This window comes from Pandoraea sp. PE-S2T-3 (genome assembly GCF_002179965.1).
GTDB lineage: Bacteria > Pseudomonadota > Gammaproteobacteria > Burkholderiales > Burkholderiaceae > Pandoraea.
Map to the genome: position 1 here is coordinate 281,910 of NZ_NGUQ01000015.1, position 22,579 is coordinate 304,488.

At 63.7% G+C, this 22,579-nt stretch carries 18 protein-coding genes; 4 read left to right on the top strand and 14 right to left on the bottom strand.

Translation table 11 applies throughout. The annotated features are described in order from the left end of the window. Positions 1–79: 79 nt before the first annotated feature. From CDV46_RS13500 to CDV46_RS13520, 5 genes are all read right to left on the bottom strand, one after another. On the bottom strand, positions 80–2,059 hold the full coding sequence (locus CDV46_RS13500) for a DNA topoisomerase IV subunit B (RefSeq protein WP_087722994.1): 1,980 nt from the start codon (positions 2,057–2,059) through the stop codon (positions 80–82). Positions 2,060–2,353: 294 nt separating this feature from the next. Beyond that, positions 2,354–4,288 carry an ATP-binding cassette domain-containing protein gene (locus tag CDV46_RS13505; protein ID WP_087722996.1) on the bottom strand — a complete coding sequence of 645 codons (1,935 nt, stop codon included), beginning with the start codon at positions 4,286–4,288 and terminating at the stop codon, positions 2,354–2,356. 161 nt (positions 4,289–4,449) lie between these two features. Then, positions 4,450–4,935: a GNAT family N-acetyltransferase gene (locus CDV46_RS13510; protein WP_087688260.1), complete on the bottom strand. Its 486-nt coding sequence runs from the start codon at positions 4,933–4,935 to the stop codon at positions 4,450–4,452. Between the two features lie 90 nt (positions 4,936–5,025). Continuing rightward, positions 5,026–5,259, bottom strand: coding sequence for a hypothetical protein (locus CDV46_RS13515; RefSeq protein ID WP_058379449.1), 234 nt, complete (start codon positions 5,257–5,259; stop codon positions 5,026–5,028). Positions 5,260–5,889: 630 nt separating this feature from the next. Then, positions 5,890–6,405: a hypothetical protein gene (locus CDV46_RS13520; protein ID WP_087688261.1), complete on the bottom strand. Its 516-nt coding sequence runs from the start codon at positions 6,403–6,405 to the stop codon at positions 5,890–5,892. 136 nt (positions 6,406–6,541) lie between these two features. Between CDV46_RS13520 and CDV46_RS13525 the strand changes: the two genes are divergently transcribed. From CDV46_RS13525 to CDV46_RS13535, 3 genes are all read left to right on the top strand, one after another. Beyond that, complete coding sequence (locus CDV46_RS13525; protein ID WP_058379451.1) at positions 6,542–6,721, top strand: hypothetical protein; 180 nt, start codon at positions 6,542–6,544, stop codon at positions 6,719–6,721. 217 nt (positions 6,722–6,938) lie between these two features. Further along, entirely contained in the window at positions 6,939–8,657 is a 1,719-nt protein-coding gene (locus CDV46_RS13530) for a glutamine--tRNA ligase/YqeY domain fusion protein (protein ID WP_087688262.1), read from the top strand. A gap of 318 nt (positions 8,658–8,975) precedes the next feature. Continuing rightward, entirely contained in the window at positions 8,976–9,905 is a 930-nt protein-coding gene (locus CDV46_RS13535; protein ID WP_176399078.1) for an urea transporter, read from the top strand. A 361-nt stretch (positions 9,906–10,266) separates the two neighbouring features. On the opposite strand, the gene CDV46_RS13540 is transcribed toward CDV46_RS13535, so the two are convergent. After that, positions 10,267–11,787, bottom strand: coding sequence for a cryptochrome/photolyase family protein (locus tag CDV46_RS13540; RefSeq protein ID WP_087723001.1), 1,521 nt, complete (start codon positions 11,785–11,787; stop codon positions 10,267–10,269). Between the two features lie 101 nt (positions 11,788–11,888). On the opposite strand from CDV46_RS13540, the gene CDV46_RS26815 reads away from it, so the two are divergent. Further along, positions 11,889–12,353, top strand: a complete 465-nt coding sequence (locus tag CDV46_RS26815) for a hypothetical protein (protein ID WP_140413361.1) — start codon at positions 11,889–11,891, stop codon at positions 12,351–12,353. Between the two features lie 347 nt (positions 12,354–12,700). Here the strand turns inward: CDV46_RS26815 and CDV46_RS13550 are convergent, their stop codons facing one another. The 8 genes from CDV46_RS13550 to CDV46_RS13585 all read right to left on the bottom strand — a co-directional run bounded on the left by CDV46_RS13550 (position 12,701) and on the right by CDV46_RS13585 (position 22,336). Next, on the bottom strand, positions 12,701–13,210 hold the full coding sequence (locus CDV46_RS13550; protein WP_087688266.1) for an MgtC/SapB family protein: 510 nt from the start codon (positions 13,208–13,210) through the stop codon (positions 12,701–12,703). 51 nt (positions 13,211–13,261) lie between these two features. Beyond that, positions 13,262–14,443, bottom strand: a complete 1,182-nt coding sequence (gene dinB, locus CDV46_RS13555; protein ID WP_254916043.1) for a DNA polymerase IV — start codon at positions 14,441–14,443, stop codon at positions 13,262–13,264. A gap of 94 nt (positions 14,444–14,537) precedes the next feature. Continuing rightward, positions 14,538–15,299 carry a hypothetical protein gene (locus CDV46_RS13560; protein ID WP_369597107.1) on the bottom strand — a complete coding sequence of 254 codons (762 nt, stop codon included), beginning with the start codon at positions 15,297–15,299 and terminating at the stop codon, positions 14,538–14,540. Between the two features lie 99 nt (positions 15,300–15,398). After that, positions 15,399–16,436, bottom strand: coding sequence for a CaiB/BaiF CoA transferase family protein (locus CDV46_RS13565; protein WP_087723003.1), 1,038 nt, complete (start codon positions 16,434–16,436; stop codon positions 15,399–15,401). Between the two features lie 216 nt (positions 16,437–16,652). Then, on the bottom strand, positions 16,653–17,990 hold the full coding sequence (locus CDV46_RS13570; RefSeq protein WP_254916044.1) for a CaiB/BaiF CoA transferase family protein: 1,338 nt from the start codon (positions 17,988–17,990) through the stop codon (positions 16,653–16,655). A 61-nt stretch (positions 17,991–18,051) separates the two neighbouring features. Next, complete coding sequence (locus tag CDV46_RS13575) at positions 18,052–20,079, bottom strand: aconitase family protein (RefSeq protein ID WP_087723005.1); 2,028 nt, start codon at positions 20,077–20,079, stop codon at positions 18,052–18,054. 126 nt (positions 20,080–20,205) lie between these two features. Next, a complete protein-coding gene (locus CDV46_RS13580) occupies positions 20,206–21,282 on the bottom strand; it encodes an ABC transporter substrate-binding protein (protein ID WP_087688270.1) in 1,077 nt (358 codons plus the stop codon). Positions 21,283–21,415: 133 nt separating this feature from the next. After that, positions 21,416–22,336 carry a LysR substrate-binding domain-containing protein gene (locus CDV46_RS13585; RefSeq protein WP_087688271.1) on the bottom strand — a complete coding sequence of 307 codons (921 nt, stop codon included), beginning with the start codon at positions 22,334–22,336 and terminating at the stop codon, positions 21,416–21,418. Positions 22,337–22,579: the final 243 nt, after the last annotated feature.

The following is a 22,579-nucleotide window of genomic DNA, read 5'->3' on the forward strand; positions in this document are numbered from 1 at the left end:
TGGGCACTCACGCTGATCGGGCGGACAGGCCTGCTGGCCTGAGCGCACCGTCCAGCGTACGTAACACCAAAACCGACCGTCAGATGTCGGCTTCGACTTCGTTGCCCTTGGCTTCGAGCCAGCTGCGGCGCTGTGCCGCCTCGCCCTTGCCCATGAGCATGTTCATGCGCGACACGGTCGCGTCGAAATCGAGCGCACCCAGCGCGACCGGACTCAGACGCCGCGTGTCGGGGTTCATCGTGGTTTCCCACAACTGCTCGGCACTCATTTCGCCCAGCCCCTTGAAACGGCTGATCGACCACGCCGACTCCTTCACGCCATCTTTGCGCAGCTTGTCGAGAATGGCTTCGAGTTCGCCCTCGTCCAGCGCGTAGAGCTTTTGCGCGGGCTTCTTGCCACGAGCGGGTGCATCGACGCGATACAGCGGCGGACGCGCCACATACACGTGCCCCGTCGCAATCAGTTGCGGGAAGTGACGGAAGAACAGTGTGAGCAACAGCACCTGAATGTGCGAGCCGTCGACGTCGGCGTCCGACAAGATGCAGATCTTGCCGTAGCGCAGATTCGACAGGTCCGGCGTATCGTTCGGGCCGTGCGGATCGACGCCGATGGCCACGGCGATATCGTGCACTTCGTTGTTCGCGAAGAGCCTGTCGCGCTCGGTCTCCCACGTGTTGAGGACCTTGCCGCGCAACGGCAGAATCGCCTGGAATTCCTTGTCGCGCCCCATCTTCGCCGAACCACCGGCCGAGTCGCCCTCGACCAGAAACAGTTCGTTGCGCGTGATGTCTTCGGTTTCGCAATCGGTGAGCTTGCCGGGCAGCACGGCCACGCCGGAGCTCTTCTTCTTCTCGATCTTCTGGCCGGCGCGCGTACGCGCCTGTGCCTGACGGATCACGAGTTCGGCGAGCTTCTTGCCGTGCTCGACGTGATGATTGAGCCACAGCTCCAGCGCCGGACGCGTGAACGACGACACGAGGCGCACGGCATCGCGACTGTTCAGGCGCTCCTTGATCTGGCCCTGAAATTGCGGATCGAGCACCTTCGCCGAGAGCACGAACGACACGCGCGAGAAGACGTCTTCCGGCAGCAGCTTCACGCCCTTCGGTTGAAGGTTGTGCAACTCGATGAAACCGCGCACCGCTTGAAACAGACCTTCGCGCAAACCGGATTCGTGCGTACCGCCCGCGGGCGTCGGGATCAGGTTGACGTACGACTCGCGCACCTGCGCGCCGTCTTCGGTCCACGCCACGACCCACGCAGCGCCCTCGCCTTCGGCGAAGCTGTCTTCGCTGCCGTCGGCAAAACGCTCGCCTTCGAACAACGGAATCAACGGCTCGGCACCGTTCAGCGATTCGACCAGATAGCCACGCAGACCATGCTCGTAGAACCACGTTTGCTCGTCACCGCTTTTCTCCTGACGCAGCGTGACGCGCACGCCCGGCAGCAGCACGGCCTTCGAGCGCAGCAGACGCTGCAACTCGCTCAACGGCAACGTCGGGCTGTCGAAGTATTTCGTATCCGGCCAGACCGTGACGCGCGTACCGCTTTTCTTCTCGCCACGTTGCGCGGCGCGCGAATGCAGCGCGACGCTGACATTGCCGCCATCGGCGAATTCGAGATCGGAGACCTGACCGTCGCGCCACACGGTAACCGCAAGTCGCGTAGCTAGGGCGTTCGTCACCGAGACGCCCACGCCGTGCAGACCGCCCGAGAACGTGTAAGCGCCGCCGGCTGCCTTATCGAACTTGCCGCCGGCGTGCAGACGCGTGAACACGATCTCCACGACCGGGACGCCTTCTTCCGGGTGAATGCCGACGGGAATGCCCCGGCCGTCGTCTTCGACACTGACCGAGCCATCCTTGTGCAGCGTCACGAGAATCTGTCTGCCGAAGCCACCCAACGCCTCATCCGACGCGTTGTCGATGACTTCCTGAATGATGTGCAGCGGATTCTCGGTGCGGGTGTACATGCCCGGGCGCTGCTTGACCGGCTCAAGTCCTTTCAGAACCTTGATGGAAGCTTCGCTGTATTGGGCAGGCGTGTTTTTTTTCGACATAGTGTGACTGAATTGGGGTACGACGCCCGGCGCTTATCCACACAAGCTGTGGACAACCACGGGGAAAACCCATTAACACATGAGAAAAGTGACGCTGGATCAATCACTTGCATTGCCGCGCCCACTTATTAGGCAACCCTGTCGGCTCACTCGCTATCAAATGAGCCTTCCTCCACGTCAGGCAGCCATGGCATTCGGCATGGCGCGCCTGAAAAGAACAGGGCCGCGTCCAATGGATCGCGGCCTATTGTACTGTCACTCGTAACGCGTCAGCGTGACGCGTCACGTGAACGCTCAAGCGTCGTCGCCGCGTTGCTTGGCTTCGAGCACTTCCCAGCGTTCGAGCGCTTCGAGCAACGCCAGTTCAATCGCTTCGCAACGTTCGGACAGCGCCGCACCCGCAGCCGGATCTTTCACAAAGACCGAGCCGTCTGCGAGCTTCGCGGTGGCGTCTTTCTGCTCCACCTCGAGCGCTGCGATGCGCTCGGGCAGACCATCGAGTTCGCGCTGTTCCTTGTAACTCAGCTTGACCTTGCTGGTGCGCTTGGCGGCGGGTGCGTCTTTTGCGGTGTCTTTCGTCGCCTCTGCTGCCGGCGCGCGTTGCGCGGCCATCGACAGCGAGCGCTCGCGCTGCACTTGCCAGTCGGAGAAACCGCCCACGTATTCGCGCCAGTTACCGTCGCCTTCGGCGGCAATGACCGACGTCACCACGTTGTCGAGGAACGTGCGGTCATGGCTCACGAGGAACACCGTGCCGCTGTAGTCCTCAAGCAGTTCTTCGAGCAGTTCGAGGGTCGGGATGTCGAGATCGTTGGTCGGTTCGTCGAGCACCAGCACGTTGGCCGGACGCGCAAACAGACGGGCGAGCAACAGACGGTTGCGCTCACCGCCGGAAAGCGACTTCACCGGCGAACGGGCACGTTCCGGCGAGAACAGGAAGTCGCCAAGATAGCTCATCACGTGCTTGCGGGCGCCGTTGATTTCGATCCACTCGCTGCCCGGGCTGATCGTGTCGAGCAGGCTCTTCTCCGGGTCAAGCTGCGCGCGCATTTGATCGAAGTACGCCACCTGCATGTTCGTGCCCACGCGAATTTCACCGCTGTCCGGCGCGATCTGCCCGAGAATCAGCTTGAGCAGCGTCGTCTTGCCGGCACCGTTCTGTCCGACCAGCCCGACCTTGTCACCGCGCATGAGCGTCGCCGTGAAGTCGCGCACGATCGCGCGATCGCCGTACGACTTGCTCACGTTGGTCAGCTCGGCCACGATCTTGCCGGACCGGTCGGCCTGACCGACTTCCATGCGCACATTGCCTTGCGTCTCGCGACGCCCGGCACGTTCGGTGCGCATCGCTTTCAGTCGCTCGATACGCGACACGCTACGCGTGCGGCGCGCTTCCACGCCCTTGCGAATCCACACTTCTTCTTGCGCCAGCAGCTTGTCGAACTTGTCGTTTTCCACGCGTTCTATTTCAAGCTGCGCGGCCTTGCGTTCCTGATACTGCGTGAAGTTGCCCGGGTACGAAAGCAGGCGGCCGCGGTCGAGTTCGACGATGCGCGTGGCAACGCGGTCGAGGAAGCTTCGATCGTGGGTGATGAAGAACAATGCGCCGCGAAAGCCGATCAACAGCTCTTCCAGCCAGCGAATGGCGTCGAAGTCCAGGTGGTTGGTCGGCTCGTCGAGCAGCAGCACGTCGGGCTTGGCGACCCACGCCTGTGCGAGCGACACACGCTTTTGCATACCGCCCGAGAGCGCGCCCACGCGGGCATGCCCGTCGAGGCCGAGTTGCGCGATGGTGGTTTCCACGCGCGTCTTGAGTTGCCATCCGTCGGAAGCGTCCAGCGACGATTGCAGCGCCATGAGATGGGCGAGCAAATCGTCGTGTTCGGCACCCTCAGTCACGACGCCCAGCGCGTCGACGGTGCGTTCGTAATCGGAGAGCACGCCGTGCATCTCGCCAAGACCCTGCGCCACGGCGTCGAACACCGATTGCTCGGGGTCGAACTCGGGTTCCTGCGGCACGTAGACCGTGTTGAGCGTGCCCTGGCGCGCAATCAGACCGTCGTCGGGCGCGGTCAGTCCCGCGACAATCTTGAGCAACGACGACTTGCCGGCGCCGTTACGGCCGATCAGACCGACGCGCTCACCCGCTTCAAGCGAGAAATCGGCATTGTCGAGCAATGCCACGTGGCCGAACGCCAATTGGGCGCCGGTGATGGAATACAAAGCCATGTGTCGGGAAACGGGTGAACTGCGATGGAAGGTATTGTAGTGCCGGGCGCGAACGCCCGGCGCCGGTGAGAGTACGTCGATGAGCGTCGCTTCGTGCGCCTGACTCACACAACGTACTTATGCACTGACGTGCTTAACGTTATTCAAGTTACTTAGGTTACTCAATCCGGATGGCTCGCCGACGCACTGGCCGGCGCGCGCAGCATCTCGATATGCATGATGCCGTCTTCGTCGTAAGGCTCGCTCGCCTTGACGAAGCCGAATCCGCCGTAAAACGCTTCCAGATGCGCCTGCGCGCCAATGCGCAGCGGGGCATCAGGCCACTGCACGTCGGCAATCGCGATGGCCCGGGCGAGCAACTCGCGCCCAAGACCCGTTCCGCGATGCGACGCTGCCGTGATGACACGGCCGATCGACGCTTCGTCGTAAGCCAGCCCCGGCGGCAGCAAGCGCAAATAGGCAGCAATTTGCGGCTGTGCTTCGGCATCGCGCACCTGGGCAATCAGGTGCAGGCTGTGGATGTCGCGTCCATCGATATCCTGATACGGGCAGTTCTGCTCGACCACGAATACCGCGTTACGTGCGGCCAGCACGCGGTAAAGCAGTGTGCCGCCCAACTCGTCGAACGACTTGCACATCCATTCCATTGCCGACTCTCCAGCCTTGCTTTGCGAAAGCCGGGACTATAGCACCGTCGCAGCGCGGCGATGCCGTCGGTCACACAGGGGATGGGAGTTTTACTGATAGTAGACGATGCCTTGCTCGATGTCGGCACGCGCATTGCGTTCGGCGTCATCGAGGGCGAAGCCTTGGGTGGCGAAGCCGTAAGCGGTCTGAACTTGATACGCGCCCACTTTCTCCATGCCATGCCCGGTCGGGCGGTGAATCTCGTAGAACGCGTCCCAGCGGGCGTTGTCACGCTCCACGGCATGGACGCTGTACTGGAATTCTTGATATTGCGTTGTTTTCATTTTGGTTTCCTTCTTACTGCAAAAAATATAACTGATAAATAATCCCTCTCGAATCGGCTTACGGTGATGAGAGTGCAAACTCGCACAAATGTTTCCGTGAAGTGCACGCAGCCTAGCGGTCGAATATGACAAACACGCGACATTTCAGTGACTGACTTGTCACTGTAGCTACACGTCGACCGGCTTCGACGTCTCATGACGGTGTCATGGGCGCGCTGAGAAACCTGTCGATCGCCTGGATTGCGTGGATCGAACGATCGCTAGGACGGGTACGCCAAGCATGCCTGGCACGGCGGGAGAACGCATTGACGCGTATCAACGCCACGCAAAGCGCGCGGGGTGACCCTGGCAAACTTCCTGTTTCGGGGATCGGTGCCTGCCATCCCTCCAGGGACAGCGGCTGAGCGTCAGATCTGACACACCTGACGTTCAAGTTGGCATGTAACGGACTGGGAACACGCGACACATCTGTGTAGTGATTATCGTGTCGCGAACCTGCCGTTGCCGGGCGATGCCCGGCATCTCATGCCACTGGAGACTGCATTGGCGCGCCCGAAATTGACGGACGGATAAATGCAGATGGCGAATGATATCAGAATTTTAACGGCAGCGCACCAAAGCGCGTGAACCCTACGGCGTTGGCGCGCGATCGTCGATTTTCGCCAACACCCAGTACATGTAGCCCGCGAACGCCCCGAAGACCACGTGCCCCACCACCATCATCCACGTGCGGGATTCGATGAACCACGGGAACAGTTGCGTCATCACGTAGAAATTCACGGCGTAGACGACCAGACCGAACACCCCGCCGGCAATAGCGACGGTGGGCACGTCCGAATCGAGCCGGAACGGCGCGATGATGGCGCCGAGCACCACCCCGAGGACCACGCCGATGGCCGCATGCACCATCAGTGCCATGGCGACGATCGACACGTCGAAGGTTGCGGGCAGCGACAGAATGCCCGGGCCGAGCACGATCGCGGCGACCATGCGCGGGGGCACCCATGGGCTCTGGCCGGAGACCAGCAGGACCATGAGCATTTCGACGGCGGAGAAGAAAGCGCAGGCGACAAAGCCGGCGACCGCTGCGGCGGCCCAGTCGGGCGACCGATGCGTATAGCGGTGCGAGTGGAGGTGCAGTTCCATGATGTCCTCCCGGAAGGACCGCCAGCGGGGCCGGCAGTGTTTTCAGGATAGGACAATCTGGGCGCAGTGGCGGACCCAGCCGCTATATACTTGGCCTCACGCCCGCCGTCGGCGGGGACTTTCGGGGAGATATCGTATGTCCAGTCTCATCGGCTTGCTCGTCGCTATCGTGCTCGTTGGCGTTCCCGTCTGGCGCATTCTGACCCGGCTGGGCTTTTCACCGTGGTTCACGGTGCTGGCCTTCATTCCGGTGGTCAACATCATTTCTCTCTGGCTGCTCTCCTACGCCAACTGGCCCCAGCGCTCGTCCTCCTGAGCGCGCGGATCGCCGACTTCAGCGATCTGACTTAAATGGCCTGACTTCGATGGCCTGATTTCGGCCAGACAACACCCTGACTGCCGCGCGAGCGGCAGTTCTTTTTGCAAGATGCCGCACCTCACTGGCGAATAACGCGTATCACGCGAGTCGACGCTCGCCCGTGGTGCAGTGCGGTACGGTAGAATATTCGGCAAATTCCGAACACTGGACTGGCATGAGCACAGAGCTGACAGCGGCATCCAATTTCATCCGCAACATCATTGACGAAGACAACCGCTCGGGCAAATGGGGCCAGCGCGTCGAGACGCGCTTCCCGCCGGAGCCGAACGGCTACCTCCACATCGGTCACGCCAAGGCGATCTGCGTGAACTTCGGCATGGCGCGCGACTACGATGGCGTGTGCCATCTGCGCTTTGACGACACCAACCCCGAGAAGGAAGAGACCGAATACGTCGACTCCATCATCGAGATGGTGAAGTGGCTGGGCTTCAGCTACGACACCCCGGGCAAGGAACACCTGTACTTCGCCAGCGACTACTTCGAAACGCTCTATCAGGGCGCCGAGACGCTGATTCAGCGCGGCAAGGCCTACGTCGACAGCCAGAGCTTCGAGGACATGCGCGCCAATCGCGGCTCGCTGACCGAGCCGGGCAAGGATTCGCCGTTCCGCAATCGCACCGTCGAAGAGAATCTCGACCTGTTCCGCCGCATGCGCGCGGGCGAGTTCGCCGACGGCACGCACGTGCTGCGCGCCAAGATCGACATGGCGTCGCCGAACATCAATCTGCGCGATCCGGCCATCTACCGCATTCGTCACGCCCATCACCACCGTACGGGCGACGCGTGGTGCATCTATCCGATGTACACCTATGCGCACCCGCTCGAAGATGCCATCGAGAACATCACGCACAGCCTGTGCACGCTGGAATTCGAAGATCAGCGTCCGTTCTACGACTGGGTGCTCGGCGAGTTGGCCGACGCGGGCATGTTCACGCGCCCGATGCCGCAACAGATCGAATTCGCGCGTCTGCAACTGACCTACGCGATCACCAGCAAGCGCAAGCTGCGCCAACTGGTCGACGAAAAACACGTCGACGGCTGGGACGATCCGCGCATGCCCACCCTCGTCGGCCTGCGCCGTCGTGGCTTCTCGCCGGAAAGCCTGCAATTGTTCTGCGATCGCATTGGCGTAGCCAAGTCGGCCTCGTGGATCGACATGAGCATTCTCGAAGGGGCGTTGCGTGACGACCTCGACCCGAAGGCGCCGCGCGCCACGGCCGTGCTCGACCCGCTCAAGCTCATCATCGACAACTATCCGGAAGGCCAGCAGGAAGACTGCCACGCCCCTGTGCACCCGCACTTCCCGGAGCGAGGCATGCGCACGTTCCCGATCTCGCGCGAGCTGTGGATCGAGCGCGAAGACTTCCAGGCCGAGCCGGTCAAGGGCTTCTTCCGCCTGTTCCCGGGCAACAAGGTGCGTCTGCGCTACGGCTACGTCGTCGAATGCACGGGCTTCGACACCGATGCCGACGGCAACGTGACTGCCGTGCACTGCAACTACTTTGAAGACAGCCGTTCGGGCACCCCGGGCGCTGACAACTACAAGGTCAAGGGCAACATCCACTGGGTGAGTGCACTGCATGCGCTGGGTGCCGAAGTGCGCATCTATGATCGTCTGTTCATCGATCCGAACCCGGATGCCGGCGATAAGAACTTCCTCGACGCGATCAACCCGAACGCCAAGCGCGTGACGCAAGCCTATGTCGAACCGGGGCTGCTGAACGTGGCGCCGGAAGACCGCGTGCAGTTCGAGCGCCACGGCTACTTTGTGGCCGATCGTCACGACTCGGCACCCGGCAAGCCGGTGTTCAACCGGATCGTGTCGCTCAAGGACAGCTGGGCCGTCAAGCCGGCCAAGGGCGGCGGCAAGTAAGTTCGCTGAACGCCACTCGTTTCAAGCAAAACCCGCGTCGTCGTACGCGGGTTTTGTGTTTTTGGGCCCGATATTCCTGAACACCTGATACGGACTATAACGAACGGATGCGCTGCGGGCGGGGCGTTCGGCGTAAGCTCGCGCCAATCGTCCAATGGCTGGCGCAGTTCAGTGCAATTCGCCGGATTTCGCGGCGGCTTGCTGCCCCTCCTCGCTGGCCAATGACATCGCACTCATCGCACGAGCCGCCGCATGCCACCGTCCCGCTCACCGTCGTTTCCCGTGCCGCTTTCTGCGCCGCCTTCTCCGGCCGCGCCTATGGCCGAGTCACGCGCCCTCGCCGCATACCGCTGGCTGGTTGCCGAACTCCACGGTCTGACGGCCAACTTCGCGCAGATTTACTTCATTCCGTCAGCAGGCATCGGCCTGCTGCTGTTTGCCGTACTCATGCTTGCCGATCGTCCGGCTGCGCTCGCGGGGCTGGCGGCCAGTGTGGGTGCGTCGCTCGTCGCGCTGGTCCTGCGTTTGCCGCGTGACGCCCGGCGCAGCGGTTTGTTCGGCTACAACGCCGCGTTGACGGGCATCGCGTTCGGCGCCCTGTGGCAACCCGACCTCACGTCGGCCGTGTGGCTGTCGGTGTGCGTGTGCCTGACGGTCATCGCATCCGCCGAACTCGTCCGCCACCGACTGCCGGCACTCACCGGCCCCTTCGTCGCCGTCATGGCCCTGTCGTGGGCGATGCAGCCGTGGCTCGGGCTGCTGCCGCGCACGGGGGCACTCGCCTGCGATACGGGCACGCCGGGCTTCGTCTTCTGTTCGGTCGGTCAGGTCGTGTTCGTCGCCCCGCTGGTACTCGGCTTGCTCACTTGGTACGTACTGGCCCTGTGGAACGCCCGTGCGACGGTCTGGGCGCTGGCTGCGGGCGTGGTGGTATGGCTGGGCATCGCGCTACTGGCGCAGCATTGGCCCGCGTTGGCAGGGCAAGCGGGCGGCATCGGCGTGAATGGGTTTCTGGCGGCACTCGGGCTGGGCGTCTTCCATCGCCGCCCGGGAGTGCGTCTGGCGGGGGCTGCCCTTGCCGGCTTGTTCTGTATTGTTCTGGGTGCCCTGCTGGGGCCACTCGGCTGGCCGTATTTCACGCTGCCGTTCAACCTTGCGGTGTGGACGTTGCTCGCCGTCACGCGGGCCGGCAGCCCTTCGCCCCGACACCCTCGGCCCCACGACGCTGAAGCCTCCCTGCGGCCTTGAGCGCAGGCAAAAAAAAGCCCGAAACCGTAAGGTTCCGGGCACTCGCATGTCGCTAACCCCGTGATTCGAAGCTGCCATCTATGCGGCAAAGGTGTTTAGCTTCCCCGTAGTGTGGTTTTGGCCTGCCCTCGCTCGTATTCCGAGCACTTCCATCCGTCTTGCTCTGCTTCCTCCCTGACACCGGAGGCAATGGCAAACGCCCCCCGACGTTTCCGCTCGCTACCGAAGCCCAGACCTCTTTCGTGTCTTACCTGTATCAACGGATAAGCGTGAAGAAAGTTGACCGGGGTATACGCGAATATATGAGGAAATATACGTAAATTCGACTGCGTGTGTTCGGCGCCGGCCTCATTCAGCCGCATCAGTCGGCCGCCACATCCTCCGCATTGCCCTCCGACGTCGCAGGCGTTTTGACCACGGCATAGCGTGCGAGCGTTTCCTTGCGCGCCACATCGTGCGCCACGCGCGGCTGAGGGTAGTCGCGGCCAAGTTCGACTTTGGCGAGCGCCAGCACTGGCGCGTCGACGCGCCAGGGCGCATGAATGGCCTTGTCGGACAGGTTGGCCAGTTCCGGCACGTATTTACGGATAAAGCGCCCCTGTGGATCGAATTTCTCCGACTGTGTCACCGGGTTGAAGATGCGGAAGTAAGGCTGCGCGTCGCACCCCGTCGAGGCGGCCCACTGCCAGCCGCCGTTGTTCGCGGCCAGATCGAAATCATTGAGCGCCAGCGCGAAATAAGCCTCGCCGCGTCGCCAGTCGATCCCCAGATCCTTCACCAAAAAGCTCGCCACGACCATGCGCAAACGGTTATGCATGTACCCCGTCTGGTTGATCTGACGCATCGCGGCATCCACCAGCGGATAGCCCGTGCGCCCCTCGCACCACGCCTCGAAATCGTCGTCCGCCGCCGGCCCCGTCGCCCATTGAATCGCGTCATAGGCGGGCTTGAACGCGTTGCCGACCACTTCCGGATGGTGATGCAGGATCATGAAGTAGAACTCACGCCAGATCAGCTCGCTCAGCCATGTCTGTGCGCCCGCCCCGGCATCGCCGCCCCGGAGCATGGCGGCGTGCGCTTCGCGGGCGAGCGTGCGGATGGAAACGGTGCCGAAGCGCAGATGCACGGAGAGATAGCTCGGCCCGCGTACCGCCGGATAGTCACGGCGTTCGCGGTAATGCGCCATGCGCGGCAGGAAGTCGTCGAGCAGTTGCCGAGCACCGGCCTCGCCCGCCGGGATCGCCATGCGGCGCTCAGCAGGCACGTCGAAGCCCAGTTCGGCCAGCGACGGGATCTCGGTGGTTGCCTCCGACGCCGCTTCCCCGGAAATCGCCCCGGGTGCCGCCAGCCGGTGCATGTCGGCGCGACGGCCATGGGGCGCGAGATCGACAGGTCGCACCTGCTTGAGCCACGCCCGCTGGTAAGGCGTGAAGACGCTGTAGGGCTCGCCCTGCGCCGTCAGCACCTCATTCATCTCGAAGACGACCTGATCCTTGACGTGCTCGAAGCCAATGTCCGCGTCGTCCAGCAACCGGCTGACCTGACGGTCGCGCGTCACGGCGTCCGGCTCATAGTCTCGTCCTGCGAATACCACCTGTACGCCAAGTGTCTGCGCCAGTGACGGAATCACGTCGACCGGGTCACCGTGACGCACGATCAGTGCCCCGCCAGCGGCTTCAACGCTTTGCGACAGCGCCGCGACGCTCTCATGGATGAATGCCACCCGCCGGTCATCGCGCGGCAGTCCCGACAGAATCGCCGTGTCGAACACGAACACGACATAAACCTGTCCGCACGTCGCCAAGGCTTGCGCCAGCGTCGCGTTGTCGGTGCAGCGCAAGTCTCGCCGCAACCACACCAGTCCCTTTTGAAATTCAGTCATGTCAGATCGGCGCGACACTCTCGTGCCGGTATCGGTTTGGTCCGTCAAATCCCGTACCATAGCGGCATCGCGGACTTTATGCCATCGGCGTCGATTACCTCATGTCTCGGACGTTTCCGACTTTGGCCTGCGCTCGCGCGGGCCGGCTTGCTGCCTTCCCCTCTGCCCTCCTCCTTGTCGCCAGCTTGCTCGCCGGCTGCGCCACGCCATCGAAAGCACCGCCAGCGGGGTCAAAGGCCACCCAGCCTGCTCCCGATGCCGCCACCTTGCGTGAGCGCCATCTGGCCGCCGCCAACGCGGCCGCAGATCAGTACCGGACTTGTTTGTACGGACACGTCGCGCGCTACGTCAATCTGGTGCCCGATCCGGTTCGGCTTGCCGACGAAGCGGCCGTCGAATGTGCGCCTATCACCGAGCGATTCCGGCGCGAGCGGCAGGCCGCCATCGTGACCTACACGACGGCCACCGACGCAGCACAACAAGCCGACGCCGCGACAGCTACGCTACAGGCCGACGGCCAACGCGTGGCGCGGGCCCGTGCCACGGAGTTACGTGCACTTCAGTGATGGGACTCGGGAGGGTGCCGGGTCATCGGGCTTGGCCACCGGTCTGAGCCACGTTGAAATGGCAAACGCCAATCAGCGGAAGGCACCCCCAAACAGCCGTTCGTTGCCGCTACCCGCCGCATAAGCGTTCTCCCGAGCGTGCTTTCCCTAATCGGGCAAGCCCCGATTGGCGAACGGTACTCGGTTGACCAAAATGAAATCGCCCTCTTACGTCCTTTTGGGGGTACTGCGACAACGTCATTTGCCCGCTTCGGCGGGCATTTTTCTTCGGTATCCGCAGGAATTTGTCCGCCGCATCCTTTGCAAGGGGGGCGCGATGTGCATCTTTTCCAGACGTCAGATGGAAGTCACTTGCCGTCGGGCCCACGCGGCGCCGACGCGTCCCCGGCAGCCGCCTCCGGCGATGGATCGTCGTGGCCCAGCCAGCGGTGTGCGAGGGCTTCGATTCGCCCGCCGACCGCCAGCACGATAAGCAGCAGCACCATCGCCACGAGTGCGATGTGCCAGCGCCCCAGCCCGCAGATGATGCCGATGCCGGTCGTACTCCAGAGCGCGGCCGCCGTGGTGAAGCCATGCACGTTGGCACTGCGCCCCGAGCGCACGATGCACCCCGCACCCAGAAAACCGATACCCGCAACGATGCCTTGCACGACGCGCCCCACCGACGATGCGTCCGTCGCTACGTCAGAACCGGGGAACGGCACCACGGCCAGCACGAACAGCGCCGAGCCAAACGAGACGATGGCGAGCGTGCGCAACCCCACCGATTTGTGATGCAAGTTGCGATTGAGTCCGACCAGACCGCCCAACAACAAGGCGGCCGTGAGCCGCAACGTCACTTCGATGATCTCCGTCATCCGCTTTCTCCCTACCCGCGTACGCAAGTGTGATGCCGCATTATGGCGCGCTTATGCGCTTGCTGCGTCCCCTGAGTTCACCGAGTTCGCCGCGCCTTCTGCGTGACCTGCATTTCCGGTGCTCCCGGCATTCGCCTCCTGCACCGTGACAGGCACATCGTCCCAGTCGTCGAACAATCGCAGCTGACGCGCTGCCTGCGCTTCCAACAGACGCACACCGACACCCATCAGACGCACCGGGCGACGACGGCGCCCCACCGCTTCGGCGAGTAGCTGGCGGCATTGCTTGGCGTCGACACCAAGCGCTCCCGCCTCAGCGGTCGTACGAGAAAAATCTGCGAAACGCACCTTGACGAAAACTTTGGCAATGGCGACCGGTTCGCCGCGTCGTGCGCGTGCAATCCGCTCGTGCAACTGGCGCATCAGCGGCTCGAATGCCGCCTCGCAATCGGCCAGCGTCCGAAGGTCGCGCGTGTAGGTCGTTTCCACGCTGATCGATTTTCGCTCCCGGTCAGGCGTCACTTCCCGCGTATCGATACCCCGGCAGCGCTCATGCAGACGCTGACCAAACACGCCGAAACGCTCGGTCAGCTCCGTGAGCGAGTGGTTGCGAAGATCGCCGCAGGAATCCACGCCAAGCGCACGCAGTTTCTCGGCCGTGACCTTCCCGACACCGAACAGGCGCTCGACCGGCAGCGCGGCAACAAAGGCGTCGATCTCGGCCGGGCGCACCACGAACATGCCGTCCGGCTTGCGCCAGTCGCTGGCAATCTTCGCAATGAATTTATTCGGGGCTACGCCAGCGGACACCGTCAGCCCGACCTCCGCCGAGATGCGCGCCCGAATCTCGCGGGCGATCAACGTGGCAGACCCCTCGCATCGCTCGCTATCCGTGACGTCCAGATAAGCCTCGTCAAGCGAGAGCGGTTCGACCAGATCGGTGTAATCGCGGTAGATCGCCATGATGCGTTGCGACGCTTCGCGATACCGCTCCATCGTCGGCGCAATGATGCGCAGATCGGGGCAAAGCTTGACCGCCTGTGCCGACGGCATGGCGGAGCGCACGCCGAACGCGCGAGCCTCGTAGTTGCAGGTGGCGATGACACCGCGCTGATCGGGCTGCCCGCCCACCGCCAATGGAATGCCCCGCAACGACGGATCGTCACGCATCTCGACCGAGGCATAGAAGCAATCGGCGTCGCAGTGGATGATTTTGCGTGTGAGGGGCAGCATGGATAAGGGCAGAAAACACTGTGCAAATATACAGCATTCGCCTATTTATCGCAGCCTATGAGGCACATCTCCGAGATGCCACTGCCAACCACCGCTACCTCACCGGCAGGAACTGAAGAAACTGCGCACCGAGCAGGTTTTGCACATAGCCGATGCCTGCCCGCCGGTACTTCTCGTCAAGCATCTCGGCGAGCAGATCCAGCCGGCCGATGATCTTGCCGAATTCACGCTCGAAGCTCACGTTGGTCACATCGGCCACTTCATTAGCGAGCAGCAGCGGCCGTCCGGCCAGATCGCGACGGCTGGCCAGCAGCCACGCGGCGATTTCCACATTGCGCGCGGCGTTGTAGATACGCTGCGCATCGAGACCGTCGCTCAGATAGAACACCGTGCTGCCGCCGTGCGCCGTGATGATCGTGTCCGACAAGCTGAAGACGAAGGCGGCCACGCGATCGCCATCAAACGCCGGATCGAGGGAGCGCGACAGCGCCCTGACGTCACGCAAGTCTTTCAACTCAGCCAGATTGCGCCGCCCTTCGACCGCCGCACGCAGTTGCGCCATCGCTTGCGCTTGCGTGGCGGCACCGCTCTTGCGCCATTCGCGCGGGTTGCGCTTGTAGAGCTTGTCGGCCAGCAGGTAGAGACTCTCGAGATTGGCCCGCATGCCGAGGGTCGCCATACGGTTGATGTCGGTCTGCGCAAGGTCGGCCGTCGTCATTGACGTGGAGCGCACCTTGCCGTGATCGACAGGGGACTCCTGATACGACGCGCAGGCGCCACACAGCGAGGTCATCGCAACGACGCAGGCCAGGCGACGTGTCTTGCGCAGGGTGTCGAAGTCAGGCAATCGAATCATGGGCGGGTTGTGATCGGCAAGCGACGACTCTACGCGATCAATGGACGGTGTTGCGCCACGACGCTACGGAATTTTGTGACATTCGGTAACGCCATCGCCTCAGGCCCTCAGCACATCCGCCGCCCCGGCAAACAACGGATGCGCCATCGCCTCTTCGAGTCTCAGCACCGGTGTGACACAGCAATCGGCGTTCGCAAACCGAGCCGTCCAGTCAGCTTGCGACGCGCTTGCAAACACCGCCGCCAACTCGGCCTGCAAGGCGCGGGCATCGTCGCCGCCGACCGGCTGCCCGAGCATCCAGTGCCGGTCTCTCCATCCGGGGCGATCCAGCACGTCACACAACGTCTGCCAGAATTTGAGTTCGAGTGCGCCAACCGCCATGTACCGCCCGTCCTTCGTGCGATACACCTGATAGCACGGCACGCCGCCATTGAGCAGGTCTTCACCCGCACGCGCAGCGCGCCCCTGTCGATGCACCGCCACGGCCGGTACCAGATTGGCGCGAAAGACTTCGTGCGTCATCGACACGTCGAGCCACCGCCCACGCCCGGTCCGTAGTGCAGCAAAAAGCGCTGCCAGCACCGCTTCGACGCAGGCCTGCGCACCGCCGAACAAATCGCCGATCTGGAAGTTCGGCACGATCGGCGCATCGCTCGCATCACATAGCTGATCGAGCACACCTGCGTAACCGATGTAGTTGATGTCGTGACCCGCTGCCTGCGCCAGCGGTCCCTGCTGTCCGTAACCGCTGATCGACGCCATCACGAGCGATGGGCGATGTTTGGCAAGCGTCTCAAAGCCAAACCCGAGCCGGTCCATCACGCCGGGACGAAAGCCTTCAAGCAGCACGTCGGCGCGTGCCACGTGTTCGAGAAACACCGCGCGATCGGCGGCTTGCTTGAGATCGAGCCGCTCCACCGATTTGCCGCGATTGAGCAACCGCCAGAACGCACTGGGCGGTGCCTCTCCCTCGCGCAGCATCATCTCGCGGGCATAGTCACCCGCGCCGGTGTCTTCGATCTTGATGACGTGCGCGCCCATCTCTGCGAGACGCAGGCCGGCCAGCGGACCGGGGAGCAAACGGGTGAGATCCAGTACGGTAACGCCGGCCAGCGGCGCATCTTGAGAGGCGGTCATGGGGTAGCGACAGTAGGGTTATCGGGCGACGATCCGGCCAACGCACGACGCGACGATCCACACATCAACGCGTCCGCACGTCGGTAGTCTGGCGTATCAGCCTATCGGCACGTCGGCACGTCGGCAACTCGGCGTATCGGCATATCGCCAAGTGTCGAAAAGCAACTGCCTGCTACCGTATCGCGCCTCACCCTCCGCCCGCAACCAGACGAACCCTCATTCGCCCTCGGACTTGTCTGAATTCGTCGCCGTGCTGCCGACTGTCGATGCCATCCCGCCGCTGGCATCAGCGGTGGCTGACCTCGTCGCCTGTCCGTCCGAATGCCCGTCATGCCCCTCATCTCCGGGAGCGCCCGACGGCCACGCAATCACGCCCTCCGCCAGCAAGCGGGCAATCTGCACGTCGCGATATCCGATCTCGCGCAGAATCTCGCCGGTGTGCTCGCCGACCGCAGGCAATGGCATGCGCGCCGGCAGCCGCTGCCCCGCCATGGTGATTGGCAGCAGAGGCACGGCTGTGTGCTCACCGTCATCGGTGGTCAACTCGCCCAGGCCGCCGCTCGCTTGCAGATGCGGGTCGTCGAACAACGCCTGCGGCGTGACGATGGGCGCGAACGGCAAGCCGTGGCGCTCGAACGCGGCCGACAGGTAATCGGCGTCGTAGCCCTGCACCATCTCGCGCAGCAGTGGCATCAGCCAGTCGCGCGCGAGCACACGGTCATTGTTGGTGGCGAGCCTCACATCGTCGGCCAGATCGCTGCGCCCGAAGACGTCGCAGAAAATGCGCCACTGCGTATCGCTCACCACCGCCAGAAAGATCTGCACGCCATCGCGCGCCGTAAATACGTCGTAGATGCCCCATGCCGAGACGCGTGCCGGCATCGGCGCTGGCGCCACGCCCGTGACGGCGTACTGCTGCATGTGCTGCGCCGCGAGCAAGACGCAGTTCTCGAAGAGCGCGCCCTGCACTTCCTGACCACGCCCCGTGGTCTTGCGCTCGTAAAGCGCCGCGAGCGCCGCCAGTGCGCCGAACACACCACCCATGATGTCGTTCACCGATGCACCAGCGCGTAACGGCTGCCCGGGCGGCCCCGTCATATACGCCAGTCCGGCCATCATCTGCACGACTTCGTCGAGTGCCGTGCGCGCGGCGTACGGTCCCGGCAGAAACCCCTTGAGCGAGACATAGACCAGCGCGGGGTTGAGCCGCGCGAGCGTGGCATAGTCGAGCCCGATCTGCCGCATGCGTCCCGGTTTGAAGTTTTCTGTCACCACGTCGGCCGTGCCCACGAGCCGCAGCATCAACTCCCGCCCTTCCGGACGCGTGACATCGACGGCCAGACTGCGCTTGTTGCGGTTGAACGTGCGAAAGAACCCCGCACCAGTGCCGAGCAGCCGGCGTGTGGCGTCACCGCTTACCGGCTCGATCTTGATGACGTCGGCGCCGAGATCGCCCAGCACCATGCCGCACGTCGGGCCCATCACCATATGAGAGAACTCCACCACGCGGATGCCTTGCAGTGGCATTGGCGTCGCGCGAACGGCATCCTGCATGTGCTGCCTCCTCTACTGCGCCGCACATCGCCGGACAACCGGGCCATGCGGGGCGCCTTGTCTAGCGCGCGGGTAAGTGCCCGCCTGCCGGATGGTTCGACGCGAGGCGCGCGGGCGGTACGCCGCGGGCGTTGCGTTGCAATTGATCGAAGCCGACGATGTAGCCCGCCAGCGCGCTCGCCGCAACGGTCGCCGGACTGCCGAGCCACATCTGGCCGGGGCCCGAGCGTCCCGGGAAATTCCGATTCTGTGCGCTGATCACCACGTCGCTTGCGTTGCTCGACGCCCCGGGGCCTGCGTTCACGCAAGCGCCGCAACCGGGCGACAACAACGTGACACCGGCCGCTTCGAACACTCGGGTGTAGCCCTGCGACTCGCACCACGTGCGCACGTCCTCGCTGCCGTATTGCAGGTAGAACCGCACGCCGTCGGCCACATGCATGCCACGCGACAATCCCCAGGCGAGCACGTCGTGACAAGCACGCAGATCGTCTCGCTTGCTGCCGGTGCACGAGCCGCCATAGGCGATGTCGATGCGCACGGGCGCCGCCAGCGCGTTGAGGGCGACGCCGTTGCCCGGATCGCCAGGGCTGGCCACCATCGCGCCCACGCGTGCGCAGTCGATCTCGATGACGTGGGCATATGACGCCTGCGCGTCGTTCGTCATCCACGGTTCGAGCGCCATCGCCGACCCGCGCCGTTCGTTCAGATACCGGACCGTCTCGGCGTCGGGCACCACAAGGCCCGTGAGGCCGCCGATCTCGGCCACCATGTTGGTCAGCGTCGCGCGCTCGTCGGTCGACAGATGCGCCACCGCTTCGCCTGCAAACTCGATGATCTGGCCAATAGCACGGCCGTCGCGGATGTAGGGCAGATGCAGCACGTGCAGTGCGAGATCCTTGGCGCCCACACCGGCCGGCAACTGCGCGCGAAGCTGCACAAGGCATGTGCCCGGCACAACCAGCCGTGCATCGCCCGTGAGCCACGCATTGGCCATTTCCGTCGCTCCGACACCGAAAGCAAACGCGCCGATGGCACCGCAGTGCGGCGTGTGCGAATCGGTGCCGACAATCACCTGCCCCGGCAACGCATAGCGCTCCAGCATGATGGCGTGGCAAATGCCTTCGGAGCCACCCCCGGGTATGCGGCCGTGCAGACGCAATTGATGTTTCGCGCAGAAGTCGCGTTGCACCGCACCGAGTTGATGCGCGGCCTCAATCAGCGCCGGCGGCCGATTGCCGCCCGTCATCGCGTCGAGATGCGTCAAGTGATCTTCAAAGCAGAGAATCGATGCCGGGTCGTGCAGCGACGGCGTATCGGCACCGGCCCCCTCGAATGCGTGATGCAGAAAACTCACGGCCATCGGCGTGACGTATTCGTGGGAAAAGCGCCAGTCGGCGGGCACGAAGACGGCGTCCCCCGCGCGAACACGCGCAACACCCAGCGCACGGGCGATGATCTTCTCGCCATACGTCATGGGGCCCGGCGCATGCGCGGGGCGCGGCGGCACGACCTCTCCTGCCAGCCGCCGCCGTGTGTAGCCGAACAACCCGCCGCTACGCACGATGGCTTCGCCAAGCACGTCGCAGTCTTCCAGAAACGCCTCGACGGGAAGCTCTTCCCCCGCGAGCAGACGCTCGACAAGCGATTGATCGGTCGACGTCAGCAAGCCCAGGTTCTGGCAATTCTGCGCATAAATGCGCTCCAGACTGTCGGCAATCACGAGCCGGATGCCCGCGCACCACTCGGCAAACGGACTCGCTTCACGCGACGACCCCTTGCCCCGCCGCGTGCCGGAGACCGACAACGCAAAGCCACCCGAGCGCACCGATTTCGGCTTGACGGGGAAAACGCCCGTCGGATCGGCATCGCCATCACTGCATCGCAATCCGACATAAACGTAGTCACCCAGCGTGTCGTCGAAAGTGAGACACGCCCACGCCGGGGTCATTTCGTCGGTGGAAATCTGGTCACGCAGCGTGCCGGCGTCGGCGCGCGTCAGATCCTCGCCCGCCAATTGCCGCGTCATCGCCTCGGCGCTGTCGCTCAACCAAAGCACACGTCCGGTCAGTCGCACAGTGGTTTGCATGTGATCGCTCCTGGAATGTTCCCGCATCGGGTCACCCGTTCGGATCGCAAGTTCCGTGCCCAAATCGGGCCTCGGAGACGTAGCGGCGGCTGAATTTCGAGGGCATGACGTCTAAACGCGCGTTCGTCAGGGGTACTGGCGATTCGCCTGCGTGGCAAAAGTGTTGGTCCAGGTATCGCCGAGACGAATCTGCGCCGGCTTGACCTCCGGCGTGAACGACGCCAGCGCACGCAACGCGGTGGCAGGACCATCGGCCGGCATCAGGCCGTCGGGCGAAAACGCTTCGCGGCAGTTCGCGAAAGCCTTCAGGTAAAGCGTCTTGTCCCCCAGCAGATAAGGTTCCGGCACGGTCTTGAGCAGTTCGGCCGCCGACGCGTGTTGCAGCCACTTGTCGGCACGTACGATGGCGTTGGCCAGCGCCTGAACCGTGCGGGGGTTCTTCTGGATGAAGCTTTGCGGCGCATACATCACGGCCGCCGGCATCGGTCCGCCGAACATGGCACGCGTGCCTGCCTGCGTGCGCGTGTCGATCAGTACCTTGATGTCGCCCGACTCCTGAAGCAGCGTCATCATCGGATCGACGTTGGACACCGCGTCGACTTGCCCGCCGCGCGCGGCCGCCACCACGGTGGCATTGGTACCGACACCGACGATGGACACGTCAGACGGCTTGAGGCCCGCCTTGGCGAGCGCCACATTGACCAGCATGTGCGTGCTGGAGCCGGGGGCACTCACGCCGATGCGCATGCCCTTCAGATCCTTCACGGACTTGACGTCGTTGTTGTGGCTTTTCACGACGCCAAGCACCAGTTGGGGTGCAGCGCCAAGTACAACGAACGATTGATACGTCAGCCCCTTGGTCTGCATCAGCAAGGTATGTTCGAAGGCCCCGGTGCCGATGTCGGCACTGCCGCCCACGACCGCCTGCAACGCTTTGGAGCCGCCCGCGAAATCGTCAATGGTGACGTCAAGCCCCTCGTCCTTGAAGTAGCCAAGTTGCTCGGCGATGGTCAGGGGCAGGTAATAGAGCCCGGGCTTGCCGCCCACGGCGATGGTGATCTTGGGTTTTTCCAGCGGCTGGGCCGGTGCGGCGCGCGCCGTACTGCTCAGGCTCAACGCTATGAGGCCGAGTGCCATCAGGGCAAGCACAAGCACCAGACGGCCCACTACATCGCGCACGCGGCGCGCTTCACTTTGTGTCATCGCGAGTCTCCTCCCGTGGGATCGGGACGCAGGCGCGCTCCGGCTCGTCGGCCAGAATCGCTATCGGCTCCCAGAGCATCCGCCGCCAGGGTGGCGGCGACAAGATGTGTTTCGGCATGCCAGACATCGCCGTTCACGATGTCTCTGTACTCCCGCGCGCGCAGAGGTGATCCACCAGCATGCGTGACGCCACCGGCAACGCGTCGTAACGCCGAACGCACACGATTAGCCGCCGTTGCGCCCAGCTGTCGGTGAGCGGCACCACGCGCAGCGCTTCGCCGTCCGGTACCTGCGAGTAGACGCCCACCGCCTCGCGCGGCGCCACGGCCATGCCGAGGTTGGCGCGCACCATGCGGCACACGGCCTCGAACGTCGATACGTGAATGCGGAATTTGACAGTCTTGCCCTGCTCGGCCGCGATGCGCCGCAGGACGGTGTACATGGCGCTATCGGGATGCACGCCGATGTGGTCGAAGTCGAGCGTTTCGGTGAAGGCCAGCTGGCTGGCATTGGCGAGCGAATGCTCCCGATGCAGGACGGCCACGATCTGGTCGTGCCGGTAGGGGAAGACTTCGACGTCGCGCGTGTCGACAGCGTCCCAGCAGATGCCGATGTCGGTCGCCCCTTCTGCCACGCCGCGCACCACCTGCGCGCTGGTGTGCTCTTCGAGATCGACCTTCACGCCCTCGTGGCGGCGCAGGAACGCGCCGAGTTCATCGGGCAACGTCTCGACGATGGACGACACATTGGCAAAGATGCGAATGTGGCCGCGCACACCGCTGGTGTATTCGGACAAGTCGCCCTGCATCTTCTCGAGGCTGCGCAGCACATTGCGCGCGTGGTGAAGCAGCGCTTCGCCGGCCGGCGTGGCGCGCACCCCCCACTTGTGCCGTTGCAGCAGCGCGGAGCCAACCAGCGACTCCAGATCGTTGATGCGCTTGCTGACCGCCGATGGGGCGATGAACTCGCGCTCGGCGGCGCGGGCAATGCTGCTTTCCTCGCAAACGGCAACGAACAGACGCAGCGACACCAGATCGATCCGCCAAAGCGCCATGCCAGTCTCCCGAAGGCACTGCATTGACCGCGATTGTGCGACGCAAGGGGTAAAAACGCCACTTCGATACCGCTTTCCCCCGGTTCGCCGGTACATGAAAACAACACTGAAGCCCCGCTGCGACGCCTTGCACTGAGTTGACGGTTGCGGCGCGAAACGGTGAGTCGGGGGGATGGAAGGTACGGCAAGACGCCAGGTTGCGAGAGTCCGCCGGACGCCCAAGCGTCCGTCTCGGTAAGCCGG

Bases quoted from the DNA above. Each gene is read 5' to 3' on its own strand.
- CDV46_RS13500 (WP_087722994.1), bottom strand. From the start codon at position 2,059: ATGTCGAAAAAAAACACGCCTGCCCAATACAGCGAAGCTTCCATCAAG.
- CDV46_RS13505 (WP_087722996.1), bottom strand. From the start codon at position 4,288: ATGGCTTTGTATTCCATCACCGGCGCCCAATTGGCGTTCGGCCACGTG.
- CDV46_RS13510 (WP_087688260.1), bottom strand. From the start codon at position 4,935: ATGGAATGGATGTGCAAGTCGTTCGACGAGTTGGGCGGCACACTGCTT.
- CDV46_RS13515 (WP_058379449.1), bottom strand. From the start codon at position 5,259: ATGAAAACAACGCAATATCAAGAATTCCAGTACAGCGTCCATGCCGTG.
- CDV46_RS13520 (WP_087688261.1), bottom strand. From the start codon at position 6,405: ATGGAACTGCACCTCCACTCGCACCGCTATACGCATCGGTCGCCCGAC.
- CDV46_RS13525 (WP_058379451.1), top strand. From the start codon at position 6,542: ATGTCCAGTCTCATCGGCTTGCTCGTCGCTATCGTGCTCGTTGGCGTT.
- CDV46_RS13530 (WP_087688262.1), top strand. From the start codon at position 6,939: ATGAGCACAGAGCTGACAGCGGCATCCAATTTCATCCGCAACATCATT.
- CDV46_RS13535 (WP_176399078.1), top strand. From the start codon at position 8,976: ATGGCCGAGTCACGCGCCCTCGCCGCATACCGCTGGCTGGTTGCCGAA.
- CDV46_RS13540 (WP_087723001.1), bottom strand. From the start codon at position 11,787: ATGACTGAATTTCAAAAGGGACTGGTGTGGTTGCGGCGAGACTTGCGC.
- CDV46_RS26815 (WP_140413361.1), top strand. From the start codon at position 11,889: ATGTCTCGGACGTTTCCGACTTTGGCCTGCGCTCGCGCGGGCCGGCTT.
- CDV46_RS13550 (WP_087688266.1), bottom strand. From the start codon at position 13,210: ATGACGGAGATCATCGAAGTGACGTTGCGGCTCACGGCCGCCTTGTTG.
- dinB (WP_254916043.1), bottom strand. From the start codon at position 14,443: ATGCTGCCCCTCACACGCAAAATCATCCACTGCGACGCCGATTGCTTC.
- CDV46_RS13560 (WP_369597107.1), bottom strand. From the start codon at position 15,299: ATGATTCGATTGCCTGACTTCGACACCCTGCGCAAGACACGTCGCCTG.
- CDV46_RS13565 (WP_087723003.1), bottom strand. From the start codon at position 16,436: ATGACCGCCTCTCAAGATGCGCCGCTGGCCGGCGTTACCGTACTGGAT.
- CDV46_RS13570 (WP_254916044.1), bottom strand. From the start codon at position 17,990: ATGCAGGATGCCGTTCGCGCGACGCCAATGCCACTGCAAGGCATCCGC.
- CDV46_RS13575 (WP_087723005.1), bottom strand. From the start codon at position 20,079: ATGCAAACCACTGTGCGACTGACCGGACGTGTGCTTTGGTTGAGCGAC.
- CDV46_RS13580 (WP_087688270.1), bottom strand. From the start codon at position 21,282: ATGACACAAAGTGAAGCGCGCCGCGTGCGCGATGTAGTGGGCCGTCTG.
- CDV46_RS13585 (WP_087688271.1), bottom strand. From the start codon at position 22,336: ATGGCGCTTTGGCGGATCGATCTGGTGTCGCTGCGTCTGTTCGTTGCC.